Below are 26,183 nucleotides of genomic sequence, written 5' to 3'. Positions count from 1 at the left end.
TGAAGATGCTTGTCGTTAGGGGATTGCCAGCTTGCAATCAGTTCTACTCGGACAGGCGGATTCGAATCTGTTTTTCAATCTCGATGATCGCAAGGAGCGCAACACCGACCCCGATGATAAGTAGGCCATCAAGGAAGGGGATCGCTTCTGTGGCAAACACCTTTTGCAGAGGTGGCGCGTAGGTGATGGCGAACTGGGCCAAGGTAACCACTGCGACGGTCATCCACACGACCTTGGTGCCACGAACGCCCTTCCAGGTGAGCGATGTGCTGTAGAGATTACGAATAAAGAACAGATGGAAAATTTCCATCACGACTAGCGTATTCACCGCGATGGTTCGGGCCAACTCCACGGAGTAGCCACGGTCGAGCGCATACGAAAAAATGCCGTAAACACCACAGAGGAACAGAATAGAAACAAGCACCATATGCCAAACCAACGCACCGCTTATGAGTGGCTCCTTGCGGGAACGGGGCGGTCTGCGCATTGTGTTTTCTTCGGTAGGCTCGAACGCCAATGCGATGCCGAGCGTTACTGCGGTAATAAGATTAATCCACAGAATCTGTATCGCCGTGACCGGCAGTGTAAGGCCGAGGAGCAGGGCCACGATGATGGTCATGGCTTCACCCGCGCTTGTGGGAAGCGTCCAGCTCTGGACTTTCTTAATATTGTCGTAGACTGTACGCCCCTCGCGCACTGCAGCAACGATGGACGCGAAGTTGTCATCAGCCAGCACCAGGTCGGCAGCTTCCTTGGCGGCGTCACTACCTTTCCCCCCCATAGCGATGCCAGCATCGGCACGCTTTAGCGCTGGTGCGTCATTAACGCCATCGCCCGTCATTGCCACTGTCATGCCATTCGACTGCAGCAGCATGACTAACCTGAGTTTATGTTCAGGGCTGGTACGAGCAAAGATATTGACTTCCTTTACCGCCTCCTTGAGGGCGGCATCGTTCATGGAGTCCAGGTCTACACCAGTCAGCACCTTGTCGGGATTATGCAAGCCAATCTGACGACCGATTGCGGCGGCGGTGCCGCCATGATCGCCAGTGATCATTTTTACAACAATGCCCGCTGCCTGGCATTGTTGAACTGCCTTTATCGTCTCGGGTCTAGGCGGATCAATTAGCCCGACCATGCCCAACAAGGTTAACTTCCCTTGCACGTCCCCAAACTCCAACACAGTGTGCTCTGGCTGAACTGACCTAGCTGCAAACGCCAATACACGCTGCCCTTTTGCGGCGATGGTGTTTGCCTGTTCGTACCAGTAGTCCGCGTTAAGGGGCTCAGTCACGCCATCGGTTACGAACTGCCGCGTGCTCATGGCCAGTATTTGCTCTGGTGCACCTTTTACATAGATAGAAGCATGGCGATTATGGTTGTGATGGAGGGTCGCCATAAAACGGTGTTTCGCGTCAAACGGAATGGCATCGCTTCGTGGCCAGGTACGATGATCTTCATCGCTATCTATTCCGGTTTTTCCGGAAAACGCTAGCAAGGCTCCCTCCATCGGATCGCCTTCAACCGTCCATAAGTCTTTATTCTGGCGCAGCACGGCATCGTTGCAGAGACCTGCTGCTCGCCCCAATTCTGAGAGCGCAGGGTGAGACGATATCTCGATCAGCTGATCGGCAATCCTGAAGCCTCCCGCTGGCTGATAACCTGCGCCATCGACTGTGAAGAGAAGATCGTTCGTGACGACCGATGCGACCATCATTTCGTTGCGGGTCAGTGTTCCAGTTTTGTCAGTGCAGATGACGGATACCGAGCCTAGTGTTTCGATGGCAGGCAGGCGACGCACGATAGCGTTGCGGCGAGCCATTGCGCGAACTCCGACAGCCAACGTGATGGTAAGGACGGCGGGCAATCCTTCAGGTATCGCCGCTACTGACATCCCGACTACGATCATGAAAATCTCTGTGAACTCGTAGTGCGCGACATAATGGCCGAACATGAGCAGAAGGCCACCGACTAGCAAGATCAAGATCGTCAGCCAACGTGCAAAGACGTTCATTTGCTGCACCAGCGGAGTTGTCAGCGTTTCTACTCTAGCAAGTAGCGTACTGATGCGTCCGATCTCAGCTGCAGCTGCGGTAGCAACTACAACCCCTGTAGCTTGTCCGCATGTCACGAGCGTACCGCTGAACGCCATGCAGGTACGATCACCCAGAGCGGCTTTAAGGCCCACTGGTTCGGTATGCTTTTCTGCTGGTACGGATTCACCTGTGAGAATTGCTTCTTGAATTTGTAGTCTGTTCACGTGCAGCAGACGTAGATCAGCAGGTACTTTGTCTCCGGCTTCCAGCAATACGATGTCGCCCGGTACTAGCTCCTCACCTACAACGCTCAAGCGTTGGCCTGCGCGAATCACGGCGGCGTGCGGTGCCAGCATCTGCCGGATAGCTTCCATGGCCTTTTCCGCTTTACCTTCCTGGACGTAGCCAATGATCGCGTTTGCAATAACTACCGCAAGAATCACCACCGTATCCCACAGATGTTGAAGCATCGCGGTAATCGCTGCAGAACCTAGAAGCACATAAATCAGAATGTTGTGAAATTGCAGCAAAAATCGCAGCCACGCAGGTCGCCGTGCTACTTCTGGCAGGCGATTAAAACCAGTTCGGTCAAGCCGAGTTTGAACCTCGGCGGCCTCTAGCCCGACATGCTCATTAACCTGAAGGAGGTTCATTACCTGCTCTGCAGGCAAGGCATGCCAAGCCGCAGAGTTTGTGAGGGTTGGTGTTTGCTCAGTTGCTGCGTAGACCACCGGCTTCATCAATGAGTACCTTCTGTGTACGCAGCTCAACTGAATCGAGCTTGAGTGGTCGTGAATAAATCGAAATGCTAAAAAGTCGGTTATCGCTTTGAAAGCCTCTCAGCATACTAGCTGACACCAAGTCAAAAACTCACACAACCAACAGTCAGATGATTATTGACCCAAATCATGTTATTGGTGACCTGTAGTGTGACAAGATATTTTGCTGAGCAACCAACCTCCTTACAGCCAATAGCAGTAATCATATCGACAGGCAGACAGGCAGACAGGCAGACAGGCAGACAGGCAGAATAAAAAACACAAACAAACACAAACACAAACAACCTATTATTATGATAATAAAACCAGCACACAATATGCCCTCCCCTGAAAACTTATACACCCCCTTTAGATCTCACACTGATCAAACCTAAAATCATCGCCCAACCGTACAAACACTTAGATTACTGAGTGCAACTATCGGACTGCACCTCATCCAGCTTTTATGACAAACTTTACAAACCGGCATTCACGCCCACACTAAAATCAATACCGCACACAATCGTAAAGCGGACGAGCAAAACCAATCCACTCTAAACAGCGATGTTAATATACTAAACTGCAACCAGTTACGAGTTACGTTCAAAACACAGGCTTCACAAACAGAGACTCTTCATGCGCAACCTGCAAATCACACTACATAATCAATAGATCGCTCGAGACATAAAATAATTTTTATTATTTAGCAAATGACCGGCGCAACTATTACAACAGTACTACCCAAAGCAGCAATTTCAGGCTAAATACAAAGACAGCCAACAAGCAACCTTGCCTTTAACTCAACTGTTTCAGGTTATTTAATACCACGCACTGGAGTGAATCAGATGTTAATATATTGCTTTATAAGTGACCCTAAGGATTTTGATGACTAAACATCAACCTGCAGCCGCCCTCCCTAGAGCCACCGCGATTTTAGCTCGTTTCCTATCGTCGGAGTCAGCCGGCGGTATAGTACTGATGGGCGCAGCACTGGCAGCCTTGATTGTAGCTAACTCGCCTCTGTCCCAAGGCTACTTCGCAGCGCTGCACAGCATATGGCTAGGGATGTCTGTGGAACATTGGGTCAATGACGGCCTGATGGCCATCTTCTTCCTCATGGTCGGCCTCGAGATTAAAAGAGAAGTGCTTGCTGGGGGACTTTCCACCTGGAGCCAGCGCGCCTTGCCTGGATTTGGTGCTTTAGGCGGCATGGTTGTGCCTGCGCTTATCTATATCGCCATCAACTGGGGTAACTCTGAGACCTTAAAGGGATGGGCCATCCCTGCCGCTACCGACATCGCATTCGCTTTGGGCGTCCTATCGCTCCTGGGCAAGCGAGTCCCTACTTCGCTGAAGGTTTTCCTTGCCGCCCTAGCGATCATTGACGACCTAGGTGCTGTAGTCATCATCGCCTTTTTCTATACCACTGGTCTTTCCATGCAGATGTTGCTGGTATCGTTTGCAACCCTGGTCATTCTGATCGCAATGAATCGATTGGGCGTCAGACGATTATTCCCATATTTGCTGGTCGGTAGCGTGCTGTGGTTCTTCGTGCTGCAGTCGGGAGTGCATGCCACCCTTGCGGGTGTTGCTGTTGCACTGTGCGTCCCTATGGGCAAGCCTGAAGAGGAAGTTCGGTCTCCACTTCTGTTCCTAGAGGAAAAGCTGCATATGTGGGTAGCGTTCGCTGTGGTGCCGATTTTCGGCTTCGCCAATGCGGGTGTTTCACTGGCCGGTATTTCCATGGAGAACCTGGTTGATCCAGTTCCGCTGGGCGTTGCGCTCGGCTTGTTGGTGGGCAAGCAGATTGGTATCTTCCTATTGGCTGCTCTGGCCATTCGTATGGGCTTGGCCAAACTACCGGAAGGCAGCAATTGGGCACAGCTTTACGGCGTTGCGCTCCTGTGTGGCATCGGCTTCACCATGAGCCTGTTCATCGGAAACCTAGCGTTTGCTGGATCAGCTCACCTGATTGATGAGGTTAAAGTCGGTGTGTTGATCGGTTCCACCTTGGCTGCAATAGGTGGTGTCATGATTTTGCGCCGCAGCGCTGTGCCTGCCATTGCCGCCGCCACGCTTTCCAAATAAGCGTAAGCGAGCCGGCCATAGCGTTTCTCACTGCTAGAAATTCTGTGGCCGGCGCATAGTCTGACGAAGTGTGGTTACCCTTTTCCATACCAAAAACTGCCGATATATGGTCTCAACGGCTGATTGGCGGCATCCACTCGGACGCGACTTTTTCAGCATGAACGTTTCACGCTGAATGCACTGCCCCATCGATGGCTCCCGACGCTGCATCACGGCTTCGTTATGCGATATGGCCTGATGCAGATTGATCCAGTCAGGCCACATTCCATTAGCGATTTCGTTACTTTCTATTCTGACGGGCTCTAGCTGGGGCGCTACTTCGCATAGATAAAAAGTAAGCGGCTGGCTACCCCACCTTGCGTTCACGGGATGTAGTAGTCGGCTTCGGCATGTCGAAGGGAGTAACATATGCCCTGGAATGGGTCGTGTGGTCATGAATCGTTTAGGAGTTGTTCCCGTTGAAATCCGATTTAGCTGAACTAGGCACAAAATATTCAGGCGTGGCAGACCCTTCCCTCGGCCATATTCCAAACGAACTGGTAGCTGCTATCCAAGATGTGTACAAGCCGGCGGGAATGCAATTGACGGATCTGGCTTTACGCGAGGCTGAGAGTCCCGAGTATAGTGCCTCCCGCTTTGGCCTAGACGGACACACCATTGTCTTCCGCGTGGCTAAAACAACGCCGACGAAGATTGGACAGTTCGTCACAATATGGAAGCGCCCGAGGTCAGGCAGCACCATTGCACCTCTCGATGTCGATGACGGCGTAGCTTTTGTTGTAGTGAGTGTGTCCGATGCAACTCATCGCGGACAGTTTGTTTTCGACCATAAGATACTGGCATCAAAGGGCATCATGGCGATTAACGGTAAAGGCGGTAAGCGCGCTATCCGCGTTTATCCACCCTGGGTCAAACCAGTCGCCAAAGAGGCCGTTAGGACACAACAATGGCAATTACGATACTTCCTTTCTCTTGAACAAAGCGGAAGCGCCGATTCCGTGCAGGTGCGTCGGCTATTTGAAGTTTAAGATCCTTAACCGTCACTCATGAGCGTTCTGGGTAAGCTCGACGTCCACCTATGGGGCAGCAACTGATCGATTGCTCGCAAAGCAACAGCTCGATGATCGCCAATGCTTCCGCCTGCCGTTTGGGCGTAGCTCCCAACGGAACGAAAGCTGTCAACGCCCCTGGTTAATGATTTCGGTAAAGTGGTAGTCACTTGCGTGATCACGTTGGTGTAGATGGCGATGCTGGATAGGTTTGCGCCCGGCTGCAGGCATTCCTGAACAACCTGGGCGGGTATGTAGTGGTCAACTAATCCCGGACACGACGTTAAGTTTTTTCTCGGCCTGAGCCGGGGCCAGCCCATTATTGAACTGATGCGGTCTAATCCAGTTGTACCGATGCATCAGGTAATGGCTGATGTCGCGATGCGCTTCTTGAGCTGTCATGTAGCCCACGGTCGGTATCCATTCAGTTTTCAAGCTGCGAAACACACGCTCCATCGGCGCATTATCCCAACAGTTTCCACGACGGCTCATGCTTTGGCGCATGCGGTAACGCCAGAGCCGTTGGCGAAACTGGCGACTTCCATATTGCGAGCCCTGATCCGAGTGAAACAGTAGCCCTTGAGGCCTGCCACGCTGCTCGTAAGCCATGTCCAACGCCTTGATGACCAGATCCGCATCCGGCTTGCTCGACAGTGCCCAGCCCACCACTCGGCGCGCGTAAAGATCCATAACGACAGCCAGGTAATGCCATTTCCCTTGAGCCCAGATGTAGGTGATGTCGCCACACCAGACCTGATTCGGCGCCGGCACATCAAACTCTCGATTCAAGATGTTCGGAATGTCAGGCCGCTCAACCGTCGCTTGTTTGTAGGCATGTGATCCAGGTTGTTTGCTGACCAACTCCAGTTCCCGCATCAGGCCTCGCACCTTGAACCGCCCGATTTGTTCGCCGTCTTCCTGCATCATCGACACGATGCTGCGGCTACCGGCGGCGCTTCGACTTTGCGTAAACAGTTCGTTAACCCGACTGCGCAACCGAAGCCGCTCAACGTCTGGAGTTCGGCGCCTGAGGCGATGGGCGTAGTAACACGAACGAGTGACATCAAAGACTACGCAAAGCCAATCGACCGGCTCTTGGGCGCTCAGTTGATCAATCAGCGCGTGCGCTCGTGCTCTTCCGACATCAAGAGCGCGGTAGCCTTTTTTAAAATGGATTTCTCCCGCTCAAGTCGAGCGATTCGAGCTTCCAATTCCTGGATTTTCTGTTGCTCAGGCGTCAGCGCTTTACTTTGCGGAGTAACGCCGGTGCGCTCCTGCTGAAGCTGATTAACCCAGCGGCGCAACGCGGACTCGACCACACCAAGCGAGCGGCTGGCTTCGATATGGCTATAGCCTTGATCGAGCACGAGGCCTGCGGCCTCGCGTTTGAATTCAGCGGAAAAAGAACGACGTTGTTTGGTCATCAGACACCTCTATCTGGCGAGCATTCTCGCCTAAATGGGTGTCCGGTTTCATTAGACCACTACATTTAGGCTGAGGTATCCCATATCGACCTCCGGGCTAGGAAATTACTTGCTGGATAGCACTGTCTGTATGTTCCACAATGTTCAAAGACCTCAGCGATAGCGTGCACCATCATTGAAATCGTGCCTTCGCGCTAGCGCCTACAAAAAATCATCCTACAACAAGCGATTGATAGCCTCGGCACATACATCACTGTTCTGAGAGCACACCTTGAGCACAGCCACCGCACCCAACGATTTCAACACACTGATCAATGCACCAAAATTTTCGGACGACCCGGTTGGTCGGCGTCAAATGAAGCAGTGGCAGCTCATCGCGGAAGACATCTACAAAAGCACATCCACAGAGACGTTGCTCCAAGCTAGAGGCAGAGCTGAAGGCTACATTCATGGCCTTGTGGACGCAGGGCACTTACAACGAGAGACCCCGACCGTGGCAACCTCATTTTGAATATTGTCCAACGGAGGCGTGAGTTTTTGCAGAAACTGCTGAACGAGTTCGGTTAGTGAAGAAGGGCTAACTGTGAATCCGTCCGATGGAAAAATGAGCTTCACTGGATAGCGACAGTTTGAAGCGCTCCGCTCGTCTAACTCGGAGCGCTGCTGATCAAAACCGTAATAGCCATCCAGCGTTCATCAACTGCCATGCAGTCATACTGCCACTACGCCAGAGATCAAGTATTCAATCTTCTGATTTGAGACGTTCACATGATCGAAGCAACTCAAGAAAACTACGTCGCCCTCCCCCACGCTTAAAGCTACCAACGAGGTAATTTCCCTCCCCCGTGTCCAAAATCCAGAAGCGTCCTTCTTTCCATGCCCTTTGAATTTTTTTCGTGCAAATGATTCCGCCATTGGCTGTTCGATACGCGTCATCTTCCTGAAGCTGATCGAAGAACACCCCAAGGCACCTATCTTCTATGATCACCGCATCGCTGATAAAAGCCGTAATGGCCACGGTGTATTTTCGAAAACTCGCCTGTACAAGACGACTCAGCTGAAAGTCACTGAGATACTTACTATGAAATTCAATTTCAATGATTTCTGGCATCCGGCCAAAGCTCCAAAATTACACATTATGTATATGTGCTGACCGTCGATTACCCGGCTTTCATGGAAAAAGCAGCGCCAATGCTTGCCTCTTTTCTCAGACCTGAACCTAAAAGAAGGTAGACGGTACTCTTGGTTTCAAACATGCAGCCTTCAGTGAAGGATTTTCCGAAGTTACTGCGTACCCACATGCCAGATTGAAAACGACCTTTACTGTCTAGGACGATTTCATGAGCGAAAAGTGTCGCTGGAAGTAGACCGAGACTCGTAAGCTTTTCCCTTTCAACCGGCGTCACGGTGAGATCGATTAAGATCCACTTTTTCACTACACAGAATGCTTTGCCTGGAAACATCTTTGCTGCCAAAGAGATCAATTCTTCTTCAGAGCCCTGCCAGCCAAGCGATTCATCTCCGGTTCCGTAAAGTAACTGCGAGATTTCATTCAAAGTGACCATTCAAAAACCTTAGATTCACACTAAATATCAACCGTTCGAGCAAACTCGCAGCCGCTAGTTTTGATCTATCAACTCCGAGCTCATGGAGGACACTGACGAGATCTATTCACCATCAAACCACTACCAAGTACTCAGGATCGAAGCCTGTGCTTTGACCCGGATAACCGCGCGGATTGGAAACCACTCGGCACCCATTCTTGAGGAAGTCTGCTGCAAAATGCGTGTGCCCATGTATCCAAAGATCAGCCTTAGTAAGTAACTCTGACCAATCGTTCGCATAGGCTGCAGCCAGGTGTCCGGGGTGATCGTCACCCAGATGATCCAACACTGGTGCATGGTGTGTGACCACCACTGTTTTGCCATCGAAAGGTCTATTAAGCTCTTGGGTTAACCAGCGGTAAGCTCTCATCGATTTCGCGACTAAGTCGTCTGGACGCAAGCGCCTGTAATCCAAATCGGCTCGAATAGCCAAGAAATCGTTCATCGAATCCCATGCAACCCGCTTTGCCGCAACCACATCACCCGTAGCCGAATAATCCGTCCAGGCAGTTGTGACCAAAAAGCGTGTGCCATCGAGAATGAGCATCTCGTTTTCGAGTACATGCACATGGGGCAATGCAGCGTCTTTCATCTTTAACAGTGTGTGACCTATGTGCCCGCCGTAGTACTCATGATTACCGCAGACATAGATAACAGGGCACTGGAATGTGTCGTTCGCCCATGAGACTCCGCGCGATTTGATATCAATATCGCCGGCGAGAATCAGTACGTCCGCGTCGGTTGGGTCGGGATCGAACCGAGCGAACTCGAGGTGCAGATCTGAATAGATTTGTAGTTTCATGGATTAACCTGCTGCCGTTGTAGTGGCAGAGCGATTCGGGGTTTGATAGTTGGTGCAATGGAAATGCTTCCCGGCGGCAGTCATGGCGTCGTAGATCGTTCGAATATTTCTGAGCAGGCCTGCGTCGATCACGCCGGGCGAGCTGCTGTAGACTGCTCCGCTATCGACTTTATGAAGCAGTACGCACTCACCGCTTCTGTCGTAGCCGACGATTGCACTGATCAACTTTTCCATACGTTCTAAAGGACTCCCATTCATCCAAGGGGAAGTCACAACCTGAACCACCTCAATCTTGTGCTCTGGGCTCCGCTGCGAGAGTAGGTGTGTCAGCATCGAAGGGTCTGATGGCATCAATTTTTTGAACCGAGCCCCTGCTCCTTCACAAATTCGAAAGCGAACGTGATACCAAAAATCTTCCGAGTCTCGCTCGACCATCCGCCAAGCCGAGCGGCCAGGCCCGGGAAAACCCGGTAGGCCGACAAGACAAATTTCATCTGAAATAAACATGATGGTTATATCCGTACATCAATATTTCGGTTTGAGAGCTCTTAAAGTGTGAGTGACACCACCCGCCATAACACGCTCTGCGGCGCTTCTTCTGCATTCAACGAGCCTGGAAATGTGGCTTTCGGACGAAAAGGAATGAGTCCTTGCCGACTTTTTGCGTCCACTCATCAGGTGTCAATTTATGCCTAATGTTTTTTGTTGCATCATTCTTGAAAGTGTGGTTTAGATAAGAAGAGCATAACGATACCAGACCCATATACTCGATGTACAGAGTAGCTGGGTCTTTAATTTGCTGGCCTTATCCTCCGCTTTGAGGACAAGTCGTCATGCTGACTCAGAGTCTCGCGGTGGTGCTTCGCGCGCTACGAAAAACTAGAGAGCTCACTCAGGAACGACTCCCCTCTAGTAGGAGCTACGCCTTTGCCCTAGAGGCAGGTACATCGAAAAATATATCGCTAGGGAAGCTACGGGAGCTTTCAAAAAGCCTTGAGATCACTCCCCTGGCGCTTATGGTGTTATGCGAGTCTATCGAGAGTGAACAGGACTCTCTGGATGTCATAGGCAAGCTGAAGGAGGAGCTTCGTCAACTCCGCTCGATCGGCCTAGATGAGGAAATACGCGAGGAGCAGCGAAGCTCCAGCCTCGTATCAAAAGCCAAGGCTCGCGAAATCGCTGACAGCAAGAGACTCGCTGTCAAGCGACTCAAAGAGGAAGGCAAATCAAGAAAGGAAGTCGCCGAAGCACTAGGTATATCAAAGTCTTCTGTCCAGAGATTCTGGGTTTGATTATTTCCAGCTATTCACCTGGGCTTAAATCATCGGTGGCTAGATCCGCTGTGTTGAAACCAGTAGCGGACAAAAACTCGAGTTGTCTGGGGGATGCAGGGCGACACTAAAAGTACGGGCATATCAACTAATATATGCGTGCGTAAGATTGCCGCAACGATCCGGGTAGTCCGCTTGGTGCGCGGGCTGGCATACGGAGACTTGGTGCCTATCAACGCTCGCACGAACATCAGTGCGCTCGAACGCGAGAAGATCGACATCACTGTTGATAAATTGATCGAGCTATCCACGCCCCTGAAGCTTGACCCTATGGCCCTTCTAGCCATTAGCATCCCCCTGGGCAATGACGAGACGCCCGAAGCGGCCTTGGAACGAGCCCGTTTAGAGCTAGACAGGTTCCGATTAGAAGGACGTTAAAACTACGCAACTCAACGCTTTAGGCATCTCAGCTGATTGGCAGGGACAGTTTAAGGACTGAAAGCTATTAGCGAGGCCGGCAGGAAGACGGACGCCACCGGAGAAAATTGATGCGATTTTCGCTTGTCGAGCTCAGGGCATGACTCAGAAGGAGACGGCTAATCAGCTTGGGATTTCAACGTCGATAATACAACGAATTTGTAATCGGCCTAATCCAGATTGAACATGCCGACATTACTCCACTTTGCTATCTGCCTTGTTCGCAACCATCACCGATTCCCTTTAGATCGAGACCTCGTTCTTAGAGCTAGCCTTGCCTCAAGTCACCGATATATGCGAACCGAGTGGGTCGCTCTAGCCGTAACTCGTTAGCTTGGGAGCTTCTAAGACCGCGGTAAGGTGTCCGTATTGAAGCTTCAAAAAAACCGCCTTGAACAGTTGTGTGGGGGCTCAAATGTGTCTAGATCTACTACATTTTATCGAAGTCAAAAACAGTCGCCTACGACGCGTGAAGTCTTCACTCCACCGCTGCCAGGCTGACTGAGTTTTACGGCGCTCGACAATGTTGGTCTTGAAGATCTCATATCCTGCGGAACGATTTAGCCCATTAACGCGTGGACGATTTAACGCTTTGGCCGGTTTGAACGAAGGGAGCGTGATGCGGCCTCACCGAAACCCTCCAAATAATTCGACATCATGGTGGATGATATCTCCCTCAGGTTGACCAGTTTCTCTCGAACAACCATCACCTCCTCTGCACTTAGGGCTAGAGCTACCAACCGTCCCAATTGCTGCGGTGAGGGTGGCAGCGTTCTGTGGACGCAATGGTAATGGCGCCCCAAGTAAACGATCTCTGCTGGTGAAACAATACCGCTCAACCATCCGATCAATAGCAAAGCTCCCATCCGCTGGTACGGATCGCTGTCATTCAATCCGAATTCGATGCGCTCATGCAGATCCAAGTTTACTTTGCACAGGAGTTGCTGAGTGCGAGAAAACCCTGCTGAGGCTATCCCACCGGGTGCAAACGCCGTCCTCTTCGCAAGCAGCAGTCCATACAGAGTTTCCACCCCTTCATTGAGTGCTTGTCCCGCTACTAGAGAATCAATCCACTGCTGTACGCGTATTGTGATTCCCGCAATCCGCCGATCAGATAAAGAATGCTTCACTGACCGCTCCCCTTTTGAATAGATGTAAGCATCCCAGATCCGCCTTTCGGGGGTAAACGTATTCCGAGGCCTGATTAAAATGCGTCGGTGATCAACGCAAAATGCAGTGGTCGTGTAGCACCATGGTTGGCGCCAAATGGGAAAACCTGTTCTCCGCATACTTTCTTTGAGACATATAGAACAGTAGGCGTGTCGGTAATGGATGTGAATCAAACGAGACTGACGGGCGGCAAATAGCTGCTGCAGTAAAACCCCATCGATACCATAGGTTGCACGCATTACTCTGAAAAGCTCGGTGGTGCAATCAAACTCAATGTCCTCGAATGCGGGGAAAGGCCACGATTCCACTATCCCGGGAAGCACGCGCTTGGGGACAGAAAGGCCACGATTGATTGCCTCGCGAAATAGGTGAGGGTTTCGAAGCTTGTTGTGGGCAAGCCCCCGCATCACCCAGGAAAGAAGCGTTTCTCCCAGAACGAAACGAGGCGCTGCCCCTGATGAGAACTCGTCGAGCAATTTAGAAATTCCACGTGTTACGCAGACACTGGACTGGTAAAGACGGACAAGCTTTGTAGCTGGAGTTACGCGCTAGCGTCTGGAGGATTTGAATGAGAGCTCCACTGGCACCATGAGACCTAACCAAAAGACCCTTGATGAAATCGTCATTGAGCAATTGAGAGCGTTTGAAGCCACATGTCTCCCCAACTCGTGAAATGAAGGTTCGGAACTGTTGGTCATCCTGCCACAAACCGATGTCGACATAGCGAGCTTCCTTAGCAACGATCTTTTTCAGATCTCCATCTAAAATATAGGGCCCAGACACAGCCAATATCTTTAAGTTCTGAAATCGCTGTAGCAAGGCCCCGACTAAATCAATAGAATTATTTCTTTGCTCCGCACCGCCGCCAAAGTGAACACTTGCATCATCAAACACCAGACGAAACTCTCGACCACCGATCAAATCCTCAAGTGCATGTTCAACATTTCGAAAAGACATAAAATGACTGTTCAAGGGAAGGCCCAGAGCTGCCGCGAATGCCGAGTAGACGTTGTCATATGCCTTAGTAAACCTTCCAGGCACATAAGCAGCATACACTTGTGCCCGATCGGAATTTTTAACCAACCGCTTGGCAACAGTGGTTTTTCCTGTCCAAGTCTCCCCACCTAGAATAGTTGGTACGTTAGCGGAAAAACCTCCCAAGACGTTCTGCTCAGCTAGATACTGTTTTGGACACAATAAATACTTCACTCGACAGTACCCTTTGGTCTTACTCGGGTATTCCACTTCGAACGTGTAGCAGCCTGCAAGCTTTGAAGTGTAATTTTCTCATCGCCCCATATCACTGCTAGGCAAGCAGCCGCTCGAAGTAATGTGCAAATACTTCCAATCACCCCAGAAGTACTAGTATAAATATAGTCAGACATTGCCTTAGAAGAAAGATGTGACCTCTTTGAAAGCGGAACAATCTCCTCCCATGTATCCAAAAAGTTAAGGTACTCTGCATCATTTCTCGACCAAGGAGTAAGCTCATAGAGCTCAAATCGGCGGACGTACTGGGCGTCAATTGCGAGAGCATTGAGGGCCTCATCGGTACCGAAAACAAAAAAGCTTAGGTAAGTAGGCGCCCCGCACAAACCCCTCAGCAAGGAGAGAAACGTATCCTGCTCGCCCTTAGAAAGTCCTTTGATAGAGTCATGAAACTCATCCATAAACACACCGCGAATATCGTTAGCGATACAATATTCGGCTACCATGCTAATGGGTATCCCAGCTTTCCCAGGTTCCATGCCCAAAGCCGTCAAGAGCTTCACCATTGGCTTTGTCTTACCAGTATCCTTGACAAAGGTCACAAACCTGATTTTATGACGCCATGATTCATCCATCCCCATGACCGCATTGCAAATCGTGGTCTTTCCATGGTTAGATCCGGCAGATACGACTAGACACGGAGCCTCCATACTGCCGCGTACGATGCTAAGCATGTTGTCGACAATGTTGGACACGGTGAGCAAGTGTTCGGTATCGACCTTAATATCCTGCCGAATAATCTTACAGCGTTCATCATTTGACAGAATCAAAGCGTGACGCCGGCTCTCATGCAGATGTTCCCCATCCATTCTCAGTCTTCCCACTTAAGTTTTTTTCGAGTTTGATCAGAGCTCGGTTCTTTGGTATTCCCCTGAAGCAAAAGCTCTTCCCCGCCGTAGGAAAGAAAAGACATAGTTTCAGCGGCCGTAGCTTTCTTGGCGACGTTTTGCCGGAGCCGCTTGGTCGTAGCCTTTGAATTTTCCACTAACTCATGGTTCTCCAAGCGAACTTGGTGCAACTCCTTGTCCACCAGTGTTCCCGGACGACGGGCGCGAGGTCGCGAAAACGCCCAGTACTCGCTGTACGAAACAGGTGTTTTTGTCAGATCAGAATAAGGAATTTCATGATACCGGCCATCTTGGCGCAACCATATTTTCGAAAGATTCAATGGATTGTACTTAAACGAAAGTCGTGATCCAACGAACCTACTGAGTATTGCCGAAGAGTAAAATGACCTACTAAACTCGACACCTTTTGATTGCACCGTTCGTAGCACACTTGGAAAGAAGTCAAGAGCAAATGTTTGAAAGTTCCCCGGCATTGGAGGTACATAATCCAGCCCCTTCTTGGCCATCTCTGCATCCCAAACCTCGAACGGCGCAAGTCTGTTCAACCCTTCATGAGCACGCCCATGATAGATCGCCACTTCGTTTGCGAACCACTCACAAAATGCTGAAAAGGTCATAGCTGAATGCTTGGCAGAGTCGTAGTCTGCTTTCTTCAACACATTCGAGTAGGTAGTACCTGGCAGAAGATGCACCTTCCCCATCAGCGTACCAATAATTCGCTCAACGTGCCCTCCGTAATGCTTTTTCCCAATAGGCCGCAGCATGGGGACGATTTTGTAATATTGCAGGGTGGCTTCAAGTTCTGGGCTAGTAAATTCCGCGGCGTTATCCATACCAATTGCACCAGGCACTCCCCAGAACCTGTGGCGAGTATTCTGACCACCACCGAGAGCGATTGGAAAGGCTTGTTTAGGAAAACAGGCCGAAAGCATCGCCATGGCAACGCTGAGGGCGCTAGGCGGATGGAGTGCAAGATAGTAACCAAGAATAACGCGACTCTTAAGATCGATAACTACCGTCAGCCAAGGCCGCATGAGTGGTCGACCATGCTCGTCGCAGATAATTACGTCCACCCGTGTGTGGTCGATTTGCACCATAGTAAGTATGGTATCTACGTGAATCATCCCTGGTTTCAGCTCAAACTTTTGAAGCATCGGCTCTCTGCCGTGCAGCAGTGAGTAAACGGCTTTCTGCCCGAACGATTCAAGCCTTCGCTTCAGAGCATTAAGACTCGGGGTTTTAACACCCATGGTGTGACATAGAGAGTCGACATATTCCCAAAGAGAAGCAAACGCCTCTAATTTTTTGGTTTTATCATTAAGGCGTTTCGAAATTGCTTTCTCCATGATTTTCTCTTGAATATCAGAAAGCAATCGCGAATTTTTTTTACGCCCTCTGATACTTCTAACAAGAGAAACAGCACCAAGCTCTGGATCATATCTTTTCAATAGACGTCGAGTCGTTGTTTCCGATGAGCCAAGTTTTTCGATAAGCTCGGCCCGCGAAACTTTTCCCTGAAAGTAGTCGTTAATTTTTTTTGCCCGATCCGAAGCAATAGCTAACTCTTTCGGATTGACTTCTGTTTGTTCCAACCAAATCAAACGGCGATCATTGTATAGCTCATGTTTTTCTTGATCGACCTCAACCAGATTTACCTGAGTAAAGAGCACATCAAATGAGTGCTCACTTTCAAGGCTTTTTAGGGTAATGGCACCGTCAGCTCGACAAGCTATTACACGATATACCTTTTCCTCAAAGCTAACTAAGTTTCCTTCGACGATGGGTTTCAACATAAGGACTCGGCACCGACTGTTTTAAACTCTAGGTGCGCAAGCATAGCTCTATGACTACCGAACTTGTCAACGGTCATAAAATTGGCGTTCGGCATTAAAGATTTTTCGTCAGGCATTAAAGACTATTTGTTAGGTACTGACTTAAATTGCATGTATTGACGGAGGGCTTTAACTAATATTGTGTTAATTGACACCAAGCTTAAACATATTGAATCAATTGACGAGCACGCATTTAGCAATAAGCGAGCCCAGTACCTGCGAGCCCCGAATTCACGACTCATTGATTATTATTTGATATAACTTTCTGCTCGCCGCCTGAAGTGTCAATATATTCAATACATTCAATTAAAGTGACTGAAATTCAAGCCGGAACTCTTGATGCATGAGCCTCGCTCACACTCCAGAGCGTATTTTCTGAGCCAGCCCCGAAGTCAATTAACAAATTTGAAAGCACTTTTTGGATTTTGCGACTCGAAATAACCGCCAAGATAATGACGCATTATCTGTAAATAGGAGTCTTAGATGCCGCATCCGACAGCCAAAAAAGACTAACTATTGAGTCAAAAATCTGCTTTTACTTATATTGACATCGAGCTAAGTCGATCTATTAGGGCGCCTGTTATCTCAGCCTGTGAGCCGCACTCCTCTTTCAATGGCATATCAAGGGTTATCTAGCCTCTTCCCCCTCTCGTAGCCAGAAGAGGTTAAACGTCGACGTAATGTGCCCTCCAACACCCTATGGGGCTTTGGAGTCATCCCTGATGCCCCGTGTTAGCAAACGCTCCTTGAGAAACAGCTTTATGAAGGGAACAGGAAGCGATCTTTCTGGACTTTTAGAACTGGCACCATTCACAAGGCCACACGGGCTTAAACTCTTATAAATAACCGTTACAAATCAACTGGTTGGTTTGCATTACCAAAATCTGGGCGCGAAAGTTATTTCAGCCCCCCTGCATTTACGGGCTAAAACTGCACTCCTTTTAAAATGTTCAAATTCACTAATGCATTGAAGCTTTTAGCCATTTTCAAAAGTCAGAATCGCTAGAAGCCACGGATCCTAAGGGTTTGAGCGTTTAACCACTTTTAAAGGAGGGCCACAGACCATCTTGGGATCAAAACCATGAACCGTGTACCAGGTACTGAAAACCAACGCTGAACTGTGATCTGCCAAGACGCTGCCGATGGCACTGGCACTGGCACTGGCACTGGCACTGGCACTGGCGACAAGATCGTGCCGTTGCCCGATGGTTTGCTCAGCGAACTCGACATTGTTATGGGTGACACGCTGACCGTTAAAAAACAGCCTGACGGAACAATAACGCTAACGCCAATTTGAACCAGGTCAAAGCTATTGCTATGACCTGGAAAGCCAGCACTCAGCGAATACTAGACAATCATCAAGGATAATCATTGCCACCGTTTGGGAAACGGCATCGGTGAATACGGTTCAGTGCCATCTTCCATCCGCGCAATGCACCGTGCTTTTCGATTGCTAACAATGCGTAATTTGAACAGCTTGGCTCAAACCTGCAGGCGTCTCTAAGTCGGCTAGGCCCGATATGCTGATAGAGCTTAATGGAGCGAACGGAAAGCCAGGAAATCACCGTGGTTTTCGGAAAGAAATGACGTAATAGCTGGCCATAGAATCTTTTTTGCCTTTAAGTGCATCAAAGCAACCGGCCTTAACTGACACACCAATCGAGTCAATTCGGTAAAATTCCCAACCCTCGGAAGCGTACTCATTGACGACCGTTTCCAAGTAGACAGCGGCCTCATTACCACGGTGTTTGTTCGCCTGAACCTCAATGTTCGGCGGAACTTGGACCATTTTATACACGTACATCGCACTATCCTTGCGTCAGGGCTTGATTTGCACCTTGCTGGCCATACAGATCCGGCAAAATGAACTCAATAGTAGCGATTTGACAGCAGGAATCTAGCTCATAATTTCTACTGAATAGGCATAGACTTGTACAGCGTTGACTCTCTGGGTGCTCGTATATACCCAATAATTATAACTATACTAAATGGTTGTTTAGTTTAGTTATAATAGGAGTTTTTGAATATCCGAACAAAACGCCCGTCCCGCCCGGTAAGTATCCCTCTGAAACCTGGCTGGCAAATCGACCTGATGCCCAGACCGAACAACGGCGAATCAAGCCGGTTCGAGCATTTATCCTCCCCCTGCTTACCCCTCCGGACTGCTACTGCCGCATGGTGAAATGCCCGCTCCGACAGGCTCAGCGGATCAGGACTACCCTCCACTCGCCCGGATTTACGACTGGCTCCACTCTTAAGCCTGCCTAGACCTCATGCCCGAAAGGCTTCAACTGCTGCTCAAACACCGCTACACCGTCCAGGTCGCGAAGGGTTACCGTGAGACTCTTGTCACGAGCATCAATGTTGACCTCGCCGAAGAACTGCAGCCCTGCCAGGGGCGAGATGTTCGGTTCAGTCGGTGCCTTCTCGAAGACCACCTGCGGGCCAAAGGTCATGTCCAGAGCACAAGACGGAAAACTGCCCGCATTTAAAGGTCCGGCGACAAATTCCCAGAACGGCTCAAATTGCTGGAACGCTGCTCGATCAGGATGATAGTGGTGAGCTGCACAGTAGTGCACATCGGCAGTTAGCCACACAACATCACGGACCTGTCGTTGGCGCAGGAAATCCAGTAACTCGCCAATCTCCATTTCTCGTCCCAACGGTTTGCCATTGTCGCCGTTGGCTATTGCCTCCCAGCGCGGTACTCCGGGCGACATTTCGCCATCCGCCACGGCCAGGCTAAGCGGCATATCGGCAGCGATCACTTTCCACTGGGCCGTTGAATGTGCCAGCGCCTGCTTGAGCCAGTCGAGTTGCGTACGCCCCAGAAACGCCGTCTGTGGGCCCGGGACAGCGGACAAGTTGGCGTCATTGCTCCCTCGGTAACTGCGCATGTCCAGCACAAAGAGCTCCAGTAAAGGTCCATAAGGGAGGCTCCGGTAGATGCGACCGCCCTTATCGCCAGGCTGAAGACGCATCGGGGAGTACTCGAGCCAGGCTTGCCGTGCCGGACCGAGCAGATCCCTGATGGCGGCACTGCCATAGCGTGAATCCAGCTGTTTACCAGACGACCAGTTGTTGGTCGTTTCATGGTCGTCCCACTGCCAGATCTGCGGCACTTCGGCATTAAAGCGTCGTACGTTCTCGTCCATCAGGTTGTATCGGTAGTTACCCCGGAAGTCGTCGACAGTCACCGCGACATGGCTTTTGGCTTCAGTGGTCAGGTTGCGCCAGACGCGACCATTTTCCACGACCTGTTGGGCCGGAACCGGGCCGTCTGCGTAGATAGTGTCGCCACTGTGCAAGAAAAAATCCGGCAAGCGTCGACGCATGGCGTCGTAGATGCGCATGCCGCCTATGTCAGGGTTGATGCCGAACCCTTGACCGACCGTATCACCACTCCATACAAAACGAATGTCCCGCGGCTGCCCTGGCACACTGCGCAGGTGCCCGAACCACGGTTCGCCCGCTGTTCCGGTGCGGGCGTCCTCGAACCAGGCGCGATAAAAGATGGATTGATCGGCGGGCAGCCCTCTGAGTTCCACCCGGGCGGTGTAGTCAGTGCCTGCATGTGCCTGCGCCGAAGCGGCGCGCCGGGGCTGAGCAAAAGTGCTGGTGGTGTCCCACTCAACCACCAGTTTGGCTGGCCGGTCACTACGGCTCCAGACCATCGCGCGGTCACCCAGTAGATCCCCGGATTGCACGCCATCTGTCATCTGGGGCCTGTCCTGGACATTCGCCAGAATAGCCGGCGCGAGGCTGGGCAACACAAGTCCCGCAGAAAGCGTTTGGATCAGGCTGCGACGGCGGACTGGAAACTGTGACATGGATGATCTTCTCGAGTGGAAGGAGTCACTATTTAAGCCCCTGCCAATGACAGCCATGTTTCAGAGCAGCACAGCCACGTGCCGGCTATGCTGGATGTCTGATGGCACTTTCAGGCAGTGCAGATTGCCAAGGCGGTTGCACTGCCCCTCTGTGTTTGGCTGTTGATCTTGAGGGACGCACCATGATCCGCCCCACTGAGCAAGGCCCGATCAATGCTTGCGATGCAGCGCAGAGAACCCGCCCCAGCAACTACCCCGAGCCCTTCGCGTCCCTGATGCAGGGCCGCACCAAACGGCCTCTGGGTGATCTGTTCAACTTGAAGAATTTTGGCGTCAACCTTGTACACCTGCCGCCAGGCAGTCTCTCCGCCCTTCATCACTCGCACTCATTACAGGACGAATTTATCTATGTCCTGGAGGGTCATCCGACCTTGTTCAGAGGTGATGAAAGCGTGCAACTGGCTCCGGGGATGATTGCGGGCTTCCCCGCCAAAGGGCTTGCCCACCATCTGGAGAATAAAACTGACACCCTCTGCGTGGTTCTTGAAGTAGGCGACCGTAGTGTCGGAGATAGCGTGACTTACCCGTCAGACGATATACAGGCGGTGACGGCAGTCGACGGCACATGGCACTTCGTCCATAAAGATGGCAGCCCCTATGGCTGAAGGGCATCTGAGCGCCCTTTGCCCTCCCCCTGACATCCCCTCTTATCGGACTCTCGACACTGACAATTTGTCGCAGGCCCGGGTTTTTGTTAAAGTTATAAAACTAACCGTTTAGTACATAACTGTTTCGGACGTTTCCCGGTCTGTCGACCTGGCCTGTTCAAGGTCTCGACGACGTGCAGAAACGCCGACACGTCTGCGCCTGCCTTGCAAGCCGCTACAGTTAAACGCTATGCCCTCCTCCCAACCGTTCATGCATCAATAGGGTCATGCACAATGAATAACGCTCAACCTTCGGCAGCCGCAAGCCGTTGGCCCATCTGGGTCGCCGCTTTAGGCGTGCTGGTTTTCGGTTTGCTCTATGTCGCCGGTGGCGGCTACCTGGCCACGCTCGGTGGTAGCCTGTACTTCCTGCTTGCAGGCCTGGGCATGGTCGCTTCGTCCGTGTTGCTGTTCAAGCGACGCCTGGCTGGTGCCTGGCTGTTTGCTGCCATCATGCTCGCCAGTGTTATCTGGGCCCTGGCTGATGCCGGGCTGGTGTTCTGGCCGCTGGTTTCACGTCTGTTTGCCCTGGCTGTGCTCAGCCTGGTCGTGGCGCTGGCTTACCCTTCGCTGCGCAAGGCCAATGGCCTGAGCGGCAACGCCGGTTATGCGCTGGGTGCAGTGCTGGCCGTGGCCATCGCCGCCGGCTTCTGGGGGATGTTCCAGCCTCACGCCTCGATCGCACCGACCGGTGACGGCCCGGGCCTGACCAAGGTTGACCCGGCCAAAGCCCAGAAAGACTGGGCACACTACGGCAATGACGAAGGTGGCAGCCGCTTTGCTGCTCTGGATCAGATCAACCGTAGCAACGTGTCCAAGCTGGTACCGGCCTGGACCTACCAGACCGGCGATGTGGCCATCAGTGATGGCAATGGCGCAGAAGACCAGATGACCCCGCTGCAAGTGGGCGACAAAGTGTTTATCTGTACGCCACACAACAACCTGATCGCGCTGGACGCCGATACTGGTAAAGAGTTGTGGAAGAACAACATCAATGCCAAGGCCGCCGTCTGGCAGCGTTGCCGTGGCCTGGCCTACTTTGATGCCAGCGCCCCAGTCGCAGCACCCACCGATGGCAGCACCCCGGCCGCAACTGTCACCGTTGCCCCGGGCGCGGCGTGCCAGCGTCGCCTGCTGACCAACACCATCGATGCCCGCTTGATTGCCGTCGATGCGGACACCGGCAAGTTCTGCCAGGACTTCGGCAGTAATGGCCAGGTCGATCTCAAGGCCGGCCTGGGCAATGTGCCCGATTCCTACTACCAGTTGTCGTCGGCACCGTTGATGGCAGGTACCACGGTGGTGGTTGGCGGTCGCGTGGCTGACAACGTCCAGACCGATATGCCAGGTGGCGTGATCCGTGGTTTCGACGTAGTGACCGGCGCCATGCGCTGGACCTTCGACCCGGGCAACCCGCAGGACAAGCAAGCACCGGCAGAAGGCAAGACCTACGTTCGCAGCACGCCGAACAGCTGGGCACCGATGTCCTATGACCCGCTGATGAACACCGTATTCTTGCCGATGGGCAGCTCGTCCACCGACATCTATGGTGTCGAACGTACCGAGCTGAACCACAAGTACGGTGCATCGGTACTGGCACTGAACGCCACCACTGGTGAAGAAAAATGGGTGTACCAGACCGTCCACAATGACTTGTGGGACTTCGATCTGCCGATGCAGCCAAGCCTGATCGACTTCGCCAAAGCGGACGGCAGCAAGGTCCCGGCGGTAGTGATCGGCACCAAGGCCGGGCAGATTTTTGTCCTCGATCGCCACACCGGCCAGCCGCTGACCAAGGTTGAAGAAGTACCGGTCAAGGCCTCGAACATTCCGGACGAGCCCTACTCGCTGACCCAGCCAAAATCCGTGGGCATGCCACAGATTGGTGCGCAGACCCTGACTGAATCGGACATGTGGGGTGCAACCCCGTTTGATCAGATGCTGTGCCGTATTTCCTTCAAGAAGATGCGTTACGAAGGTCTGTACACCGCGCCGGGCACTGATGTGTCGTTGAGCTTCCCGGGTTCGCTGGGTGGCATGAACTGGGGCAGCCTGTCGACTGACCCGGTTCACGGCTTTATTTTCGTCAACGACATGCGCCTGGGCTTGTGGGTGCAGATGGTTCCGCAGCAAAAAGACGCCAAGGCCTCTTCTGGCGGTGAAGCCTTGAACACCGGCATGGGTGCAGTACCGCTCAAGGGCACGCCTTATGCGGTGAACAAAAACCGCTTCCTGTCGGTAGCCGGTATTCCGTGCCAGGCCCCGCCTTTCGGTACGCTGACCGCCATTGACATGAAGACTCAGAAGGTCGCCTGGCAAGTACCGGTCGGTACCGTGCAGGACACCGGCCCGATGGGGATCAAGATGGGTCTGCAACTGCCGATCGGCATGCCGACATTGGGCGGTACCCTGTCGACACAAGGTGGCCTGGTGTTCATCGCTGGCACTCAAGACTTCTACCTGCGCGCTTTTAACTCGGCCAACGGTGAAGAAGCCTGGAAAGCCCGTTTGCCTGTTGGCAGCCAGGGCGGTCCGATGACCTTTGTTTCGCCTAAAACCGGCAAGCAATACATCGTGATCACCGCTGGTGGTGCCCGTCAGTCGCCGGATCGCGGTGACTACGTGATCGCTTACGCACTGCCTGACAGCAACTAAGCACTGCCCTCCCCTGTGGGATCGGGCTTGCTCGCGATGGCAGCGCCTCGATCCTTCAGACAGACCGGGTCGCCTGCATCGCGGGCAAGCCCGGCTCCCACAATGACCGCGCTAACCTTTTACTGTGGGAGCGGGCTTGCTCGCGATAGCAGCGCCTATGTCCTTCAGACAAACCGGGTTGCCTGCATCGCGGGCAAGCCCGACTCCCACACTGACCGCGCTAACTTTTTACTGTGGGAGCGGACTTGCTCGCGATGGCAGCGCCTATGTCCTTCAGACAGACCGGGTTGCCTGCATCGCGGGCAAGCCCGGCTCCCACAATGACCGCGCTAACTTTTTACTGTGGAAGCGGGCTTGCTCGCGATAGCAGCGCCTCGGTCCTTCAGACAGACCGGGTTGCCTGCATCGCGGGCAAGCCCGACTCCCACACTGACCGCGCTAACTTTTTACTGTGGGAGCAGGCTTGCTCGCGATAGCAGCGCCTCGGTTCTTCAGACAAACCGGGTTGCCTGCATCGCGGGCAAGCCCGGCTCCCACACTGACCGCGCTAACTTTTTACTGTGGGAGCGGATTTGCTCAGCAACACCCGCGTCACCCTCCGCTCTTCTACCTCGACTACGGTCAAGGTCCAGCCTTCCCACGTCAGCTTGTCGCCAATCATAGGCAGACGATCCAGTAAACTCATGACCATACCTGCAAGTGTCTGATAGTCATCCGTGGCCTTGGCTGCAAAGCCGATGTGCTGGCGAATCTGGCTCAGGTTCAAGGCGCCGCTAACCAGAAAACCCTCTTCCTGGGCAACGATATTGGGCCCCTCTATCTCACTGGCATCCGGCAGTTCACCAGCGATCGACTCGAGAATGTCAGTCATGGTCAGCAGGCCGATGAAGTCACCGAACTCGTTGATGACAAACGCAATGTGCGTCGACTCTTTACGCATCTGTTCCAGAGCGTTGAGAATCGTGAAGCTGTCCAGCAGATTGATGGCCTTGCGCGCCATCGCCTCCAGATCCGGTTCATGCCCCGCCAGAAGCTCCTTGAGCAGCTCTTTTTTATGCACAAAGCCCAAGGGTTCATCTACCCGGCCATCCCGGATCAGGGGCAGTCGGGAATACGATGAATGCATCAGCTTTGTACGAATGATCTCTGCCGAATCAGCCAGATCGATATGATCGATCTCGGCACGGGGCGTCATCACCGTGCGAATCGACCGTTCCGCCAGTTGCAATACGCCACTGATCATCACGCGCTCGCGTCGATGGAAGACGTTCTGATGACTGCCACCGTCAAGCATGTCGGCAATCTCTTCGCCCACTTCATCAGCACTCAGGGTGCGCCCGCCAAGCAAGCGCATCACCGCATGGGCGGTGCGCTCGCGCATGGGCCGCAGGCCCTGCACGCTTTTCTTGCGGCGCGCACGGGCAATCTGGTTGAGTACTTCGATCAGGATCGAGAAGCCGATGGCGGCGTACAGATAACCTTTCGGGATATGAAAGCCCAGGCCCTCGGCAGTCAGGCTGAAGCCGATCATCATCAAGAAGCCCAGGCACAGCATGATCACCGTAGGGTGACTGTTGACGAAGTGGGTCAACGGTTTGCTGGCGATGATCATCAGGCCGATCGAGAACACCACGGCGATCATCATCACCGACAGATGCTCAACCATGCCTACCGCGGTAATCACCGCGTCCAGGGAAAACACCGCGTCGAGCACGACAATCTGCGCCACAATCGGCCAGAACATGGCATAGCCCAGCGCCGATGAGCGCTCGGCCACATGCCCTTCCAGGCGCTCATGCAACTCCATCGTGGCCTTGAACAACAGGAACAAGCCGCCGAACAGCATGATCAGGTCGCGCCCCGAGAACGCTTTGTCGAAGACTTCGAACAAAGGCTGCGTCAGCGTGACCATCCACGAGATGCTGGCCAGCAGGCCCAGGCGCATGACCAGGGCCAGCGTCAGGCCGATGACCCGGGCACGGTCGCGCTGCTCCGGCGGCAGTTTGTCGGCGAGGATGGCGATAAACACCAGGTTATCAATACCCAGTACCAGTTCCAGCACAATCAGGGTCAACAGGCCGAGCCAGGCCGTGGGATCTGCAATCCATTCCATAGGTATCAGTCAATCTCACGAAGGTGCTGGGTTAACGGCGAGCGCGCACAGACAAGCGCAGCAGCAGAGGTGCTGGCGCTAAACAGAGGGCGGGGAATGGGTAACGCGTGCTCGATTGCGAGGATCAAGCCTGGGGCAAGCGCAGATTCAAAACTGCGACTGGGTGGTTCCTGAAGGGTGTTCATACAAGCCTTTAGTGAATTGGGGATGCAATCCTACAGCGATTAAAGTCATTTCCTGCTAGCGGACT

Annotated in this window: 19 protein-coding genes and 2 pseudogenes; 6 read left to right on the top strand and 15 right to left on the bottom strand. The window is 52.4% G+C overall.

The genetic code is table 11. From position 1 onward, the window contains the following. Positions 1 to 43: 43 nt before the first annotated feature. On the bottom strand, positions 44 to 2,776 hold the full coding sequence (locus PPTH39_RS01485; RefSeq protein WP_130871448.1) for a cation-transporting P-type ATPase: 2,733 nt from the start codon (positions 2,774 to 2,776) through the stop codon (positions 44 to 46). Between the two features lie 903 nt (positions 2,777 to 3,679). On the opposite strand from PPTH39_RS01485, the gene nhaA reads away from it, so the two are divergent. Further along, the gene (gene nhaA / locus PPTH39_RS01480) at positions 3,680 to 4,882 is read left to right on the top strand and encodes a Na+/H+ antiporter NhaA (protein ID WP_130871447.1); all 1,203 of its coding nucleotides are present in this window, start codon (positions 3,680 to 3,682) and stop codon (positions 4,880 to 4,882) included. 112 nt (positions 4,883 to 4,994) lie between these two features. Here nhaA and PPTH39_RS23635 read toward each other — a convergent pair. Further along, positions 4,995 to 5,215, bottom strand: a pseudogene (locus PPTH39_RS23635) (DNA mismatch repair protein MutT); the annotation flags it as partial. Positions 5,216 to 5,340: 125 nt separating this feature from the next. Between PPTH39_RS23635 and PPTH39_RS01470 the strand changes: the two are divergent. After that, positions 5,341 to 5,910 carry a MepB family protein gene (locus PPTH39_RS01470; RefSeq protein WP_130871446.1) on the top strand — a complete coding sequence of 190 codons (570 nt, stop codon included), beginning with the start codon at positions 5,341 to 5,343 and terminating at the stop codon, positions 5,908 to 5,910. 282 nt (positions 5,911 to 6,192) lie between these two features. On the opposite strand, the gene PPTH39_RS01465 is transcribed toward PPTH39_RS01470, so the two are convergent. The 5 genes from PPTH39_RS01465 to PPTH39_RS01445 all read right to left on the bottom strand — a co-directional run bounded on the left by PPTH39_RS01465 (position 6,193) and on the right by PPTH39_RS01445 (position 10,268). Continuing rightward, a protein-coding gene (locus PPTH39_RS01465; protein WP_130871445.1) for an IS3 family transposase occupies positions 6,193 to 7,355 on the bottom strand; the annotation gives its coding sequence in 2 pieces (ribosomal slippage) (positions 6,193 to 7,100 and positions 7,100 to 7,355; 1,164 coding nt in all). A 742-nt stretch (positions 7,356 to 8,097) separates the two neighbouring features. Next, on the bottom strand, positions 8,098 to 8,466 hold the full coding sequence (locus PPTH39_RS01460) for a hypothetical protein (protein ID WP_130871444.1): 369 nt from the start codon (positions 8,464 to 8,466) through the stop codon (positions 8,098 to 8,100). A 49-nt stretch (positions 8,467 to 8,515) separates the two neighbouring features. Next, positions 8,516 to 8,920, bottom strand: coding sequence for a DUF6957 family protein (locus PPTH39_RS01455; protein ID WP_130871443.1), 405 nt, complete (start codon positions 8,918 to 8,920; stop codon positions 8,516 to 8,518). Positions 8,921 to 9,032: 112 nt separating this feature from the next. Continuing rightward, a complete protein-coding gene (locus PPTH39_RS01450) occupies positions 9,033 to 9,761 on the bottom strand; it encodes a metallophosphoesterase (protein WP_130871442.1) in 729 nt (242 codons plus the stop codon). A gap of 3 nt (positions 9,762 to 9,764) precedes the next feature. Further along, positions 9,765 to 10,268, bottom strand: coding sequence for a hypothetical protein (locus PPTH39_RS01445; protein ID WP_130871441.1), 504 nt, complete (start codon positions 10,266 to 10,268; stop codon positions 9,765 to 9,767). Between the two features lie 326 nt (positions 10,269 to 10,594). On the opposite strand from PPTH39_RS01445, the gene PPTH39_RS01440 reads away from it, so the two are divergent. Next, on the top strand, positions 10,595 to 11,053 hold the full coding sequence (locus tag PPTH39_RS01440) for a helix-turn-helix domain-containing protein (protein ID WP_130871440.1): 459 nt from the start codon (positions 10,595 to 10,597) through the stop codon (positions 11,051 to 11,053). A gap of 1,040 nt (positions 11,054 to 12,093) precedes the next feature. Here the strand turns inward: PPTH39_RS01440 and PPTH39_RS01430 are convergent. The 5 genes and pseudogenes from PPTH39_RS01430 to PPTH39_RS01415 form a co-directional block, all read right to left on the bottom strand. Next, positions 12,094 to 12,639 (bottom strand): hypothetical protein, encoded by a 546-nt coding sequence (locus tag PPTH39_RS01430; RefSeq protein ID WP_130871438.1) that lies wholly within the window; start codon positions 12,637 to 12,639, stop codon positions 12,094 to 12,096. A gap of 93 nt (positions 12,640 to 12,732) precedes the next feature. Further along, positions 12,733 to 13,155, bottom strand: a pseudogene (locus PPTH39_RS23830) (hypothetical protein); the annotation flags it as partial. A gap of 1 nt (position 13,156) precedes the next feature. Then, entirely contained in the window at positions 13,157 to 13,888 is a 732-nt protein-coding gene (locus PPTH39_RS01425; protein WP_130871437.1) for a P-loop NTPase family protein, read from the bottom strand. Continuing rightward, positions 13,885 to 14,757 (bottom strand): TniB family NTP-binding protein, encoded by an 873-nt coding sequence (locus PPTH39_RS01420; protein ID WP_130871436.1) that lies wholly within the window; start codon positions 14,755 to 14,757, stop codon positions 13,885 to 13,887. The genes PPTH39_RS01425 and PPTH39_RS01420 overlap by 4 nt, the downstream gene beginning before the upstream one ends. Before the next feature lie 2 nt (positions 14,758 to 14,759). After that, entirely contained in the window at positions 14,760 to 16,589 is a 1,830-nt protein-coding gene (locus tag PPTH39_RS01415; protein WP_130871435.1) for a Mu transposase C-terminal domain-containing protein, read from the bottom strand. Positions 16,590 to 17,748: 1,159 nt separating this feature from the next. On the opposite strand from PPTH39_RS01415, the gene PPTH39_RS01410 reads away from it, so the two are divergent. After that, positions 17,749 to 17,925, top strand: a complete 177-nt coding sequence (locus PPTH39_RS01410; protein ID WP_198417387.1) for an AbrB/MazE/SpoVT family DNA-binding domain-containing protein — start codon at positions 17,749 to 17,751, stop codon at positions 17,923 to 17,925. Positions 17,926 to 17,986: 61 nt separating this feature from the next. Here PPTH39_RS01410 and yidD read toward each other — a convergent pair whose 3' ends face one another. Then, a complete protein-coding gene (gene yidD, locus PPTH39_RS01405) occupies positions 17,987 to 18,193 on the bottom strand; it encodes a membrane protein insertion efficiency factor YidD (protein WP_198417386.1) in 207 nt (68 codons plus the stop codon). A 699-nt stretch (positions 18,194 to 18,892) separates the two neighbouring features. Then, positions 18,893 to 20,458 (bottom strand): alkaline phosphatase D family protein, encoded by a 1,566-nt coding sequence (locus tag PPTH39_RS01395; RefSeq protein ID WP_130871434.1) that lies wholly within the window; start codon positions 20,456 to 20,458, stop codon positions 18,893 to 18,895. Positions 20,459 to 20,640: 182 nt separating this feature from the next. Between PPTH39_RS01395 and PPTH39_RS01390 the strand changes: the two genes are divergently transcribed. After that, entirely contained in the window at positions 20,641 to 21,123 is a 483-nt protein-coding gene (locus PPTH39_RS01390) for a cupin domain-containing protein (RefSeq protein WP_095019149.1), read from the top strand. A 276-nt stretch (positions 21,124 to 21,399) separates the two neighbouring features. Then, complete coding sequence (locus tag PPTH39_RS01385; protein WP_130871433.1) at positions 21,400 to 23,820, top strand: glucose/quinate/shikimate family membrane-bound PQQ-dependent dehydrogenase; 2,421 nt, start codon at positions 21,400 to 21,402, stop codon at positions 23,818 to 23,820. A 547-nt stretch (positions 23,821 to 24,367) separates the two neighbouring features. Here PPTH39_RS01385 and PPTH39_RS01380 read toward each other — a convergent pair. Beyond that, positions 24,368 to 25,933 carry a TerC family protein gene (locus PPTH39_RS01380; protein ID WP_130871432.1) on the bottom strand — a complete coding sequence of 522 codons (1,566 nt, stop codon included), beginning with the start codon at positions 25,931 to 25,933 and terminating at the stop codon, positions 24,368 to 24,370. Between the last annotated feature and the right edge of the window lie 250 nt (positions 25,934 to 26,183).

This window comes from Pseudomonas bubulae (genome assembly GCF_900618535.1).
GTDB lineage: Bacteria > Pseudomonadota > Gammaproteobacteria > Pseudomonadales > Pseudomonadaceae > Aquipseudomonas > Aquipseudomonas bubulae.
Note: the sequence above shows the minus strand (reverse complement) of the source record. Positions and strands in the feature narration are given on the sequence as shown.